Origin of the sequence: Sphingomonas sp. (assembly GCF_036677245.1) — a bacterium.
Taxonomy (GTDB): domain Bacteria; phylum Pseudomonadota; class Alphaproteobacteria; order Sphingomonadales; family Sphingomonadaceae; genus Allosphingosinicella.
Window position 1 is genome coordinate 1 of sequence record NZ_JAKFCG010000076.1, and the last position, 2,882, is coordinate 2,882.

The 2,882-nt window shown below is 68.1% G+C and carries 2 protein-coding genes; both read right to left on the reverse strand.

Annotated features, from left to right (window positions below):
- On the reverse strand, positions 1-1,431 hold a 1,431-nt coding region (locus V6M48_RS09015), incomplete at its 3' end, for a UvrD-helicase domain-containing protein (RefSeq protein WP_332812208.1).
- 20 nt (positions 1,432-1,451) lie between these two features.
- Positions 1,452-2,882: PD-(D/E)XK nuclease family protein (locus V6M48_RS09020; RefSeq protein WP_332812209.1), on the reverse strand; the 1,431-nt coding region annotated here is incomplete at its 5' end.

Sequence of the window (2,882 nt, forward strand, 5' to 3'; positions counted from 1 at the left end):
GGGCAGCGTGCGGAAGCTGTAGCGCAGCGGCACCGGGGTGATCTCGAAATGCGCCGCCTTGGCGCTGAAGGCGTACTGGCGCCCCGCCTCGACGAATACTTCCGGATCGGCGCCCTGGAACGAGAAGATCGACTGCTTCTGGTCACCCACCGCGAACAGTGTGCGCGGCCGGTCGGCGGCAGCGCTATCGCCGAAGAAGAAATCGTCGATCAGCGCCCCGACCACCTGCCACTGCAGCGGATTGGTGTCCTGCCCCTCGTCGACGAGGATGTGGCTGAGTCCGGCATCGAGCTTGTAGCGCACCCACGTGCCCTGTGCCTCGTCGCGCAGCAGCGCCGCGAGCTTCTCGATCAGATCGTCGAAATCGAGCAGCGAGCGGGCCCGCTTCGCCTTCTCGTAATGCGCCGAGATCGCCGCAACCACATCGAGCATCGCTTCGCTGCGCGCTACCAGTTCGGCCGTCACCAGCTTCTGGTACAGCCGCTCGAGCCGCTGCCCCTCGGCCACGACGCGTGCCGCCACATCTGGGATCAGCACCGCCGCAGCTTTCTTGATCAGCGTCTTCCGCGCCGTGCGATCGGCCTGCGTCAGGAACGCATCGAGCAGGTCGTCGGCGTCCGGTCGCTCCGGGTCGATCTGGCTCAGCCGGTCGACGAAATCGGTGCCGTAGGGATCGGGCACGATCAGCGAGAAGATCGTGGCGTGGTCATCACGGCTGAGCCCGTAGCCCGAGCTGATCTCGTCCATCACCTCGTCGATCGAGCCGATATCGCCGACGAGCTTCCGCAACTCGCGCTTGGCGACGCGCGGCTGCGCCAAGACCCGCCGCAGCGTGCGCTGCTGGTTCAGCGCTTCGAGGATCGCTGTTTCGATCTGGAAATCACTGAGCAGGCCGAACAGCGTTTCGACTGCCGTCGCCTCGCCACTGCCGCGCAGCCCGGCGGCGATCACCGTCTCCCGGGCTTCGAGCAGCATGCTGTCGCGCTGGTGCTCCTCCAGCACGCTGAAATCGAACGGCACGCCCGCCTCGCGCGGGAAGCGGTGCAGCACGCTCTCGCAGAAGGCGTGGATGGTCTGGATGCGCAAGCCGCCCGGTGCCTCAAGGGCGCGCGCAAACAGCGAGCGGGCGCGCAGCCGCATCCCCGGCGTCGGCGGCACGCCGCTTAAGGCCGTCAGGTCCTTGATCAGTTCGTCTTCGCTTTCGAGCGCCCATTGCCCGAGCCGCTCGGCGACGCGGCCACGCATCTCCGCCGCCGCCGCCTTGGTGTAGGTCAGGCAGAGGATTTCCTCGGGCTTCGCGCCGCTCAGCAGCAGCCGCAGCACGCGGGCGGTCAGCACATAGGTCTTGCCCGAGCCGGCATTGGCCGTCACCCAGACGCTGCGCTCCGGATCGGAGGCGTCGCGTTGCGCCGCAACGATCTGCTGCGGCATCGGGCTCAAAAGGCGCCGGCTCATGGGTCGTCCACTCCGGCGGTCAGTGTCCATTCGTCGGTGCGGGCGAGGTGGTCGTAGTCGCCCGGGTAGGACTTTCGACCCGTCTCCACCCGCGGCCGGATGCGCGCCGCCATCGGCAGCCCGTCATGCAGCAGGAACGCATCGACATGCCGCTGCATGCGGCGCTCGATCTCGCCCACCGCGTCCATCAGGCTCATGCCCTTGGGCAGCTTGAACGGCTTGATTTGGAACGCCGCCGGCCCGAGGCCGATCTTGATGTAGGTCAGCGCCGAGCTGTCGCGTGGGGTGATGCCCGGGAACACTCCGGCCCGCGCCATCGCAGCTTCGAGCAACAGCTGCGGCGCATCGAACGCCGTCATATCTTTGGGCTGCGGCACGCCGCCGGTCTTGAAGTCGATGATCTCCAGCGTGCCGTCGCGCTTCACGTCGAGCCGGTCGGCCTTGCCGACGAGGGTGAAGTTGTCGAGGGCCGGGAATTTCCACTCGCCCTTGGTCTCGGCATGGCGCTCGACAATCTCGTCATCGCGCCGCCGCTCGTAGTCGAGGAATTGCCGCGCCGCCCGCTCGAAGCGTTTCAGCCAGATGTCGCGGCGTTCCTTGATGGCGTCGAGCCCGGCGAAGGCATCGCGCGCCATGCCCATCATTTCCGGCAGGGCCTCGGGCAGGTCGAGGTCGAGCCCCGCAGCGATGAACTTCTCGAACACGCCGTGGATCATCGTGCCGCGCTCGCGGGCGCTCGGCTCGGTGCCCAGTGGTTCGAGGCGCCTCAGCGCCAGCACATGCTTGGCGTAGATATCGTAGGGCGAGCGCATCAGCGGCTCGATCTCGGTGATCGACAACCGTCGCGGCCGGATGTTGGCCGGTGGATTGGGCACTGGCCGGTCCGCAGGGCGTGGCACTCTGGCAAAGTCGATCGCCTCGGCTTGCGCCAGCCAGCGCGCGCCCCGCGCCCGCACCACCTCGGCATCCGCCTCGCCTATGAAGGCGTAGAGCCGTTGCAGCAGCGGCGAGGGCAGCGCCGGGGACGTGCCGATGCGCTCGGCATAGGCGATCAGCACCTCGGCGTTGCCGACAGCCATGGCGAAATCATGCGCCGCCTGGCCCTGCCGCCGCTCCGGCGGCTCGAGCCCGATACCGATCCGCATGCCGCGGCTGAGCCACGGGCCGGGGTCGGCCACTGGCGGCCAGATGTCCTCGTTCATGCCGGCGAGGATCATCAGGTCGGGGTTCTGCAGGCGCGCTTCGAGCTCGCCCCAGATGTGGATGTCGTCGCGCGTCGGCACCGGATCCTGCGTCTCGGTGCCGGTGAGCAGTGCTTCGAGCACCGCTTCGAGATCGAACGGCGCGAAGGCGGTGCCGCCCTGGTCGAGCGCAATCAGCTCGCCGCCCCAGCGGCGGAACTCCAGCATGCCCGGCAGCTCGGCATC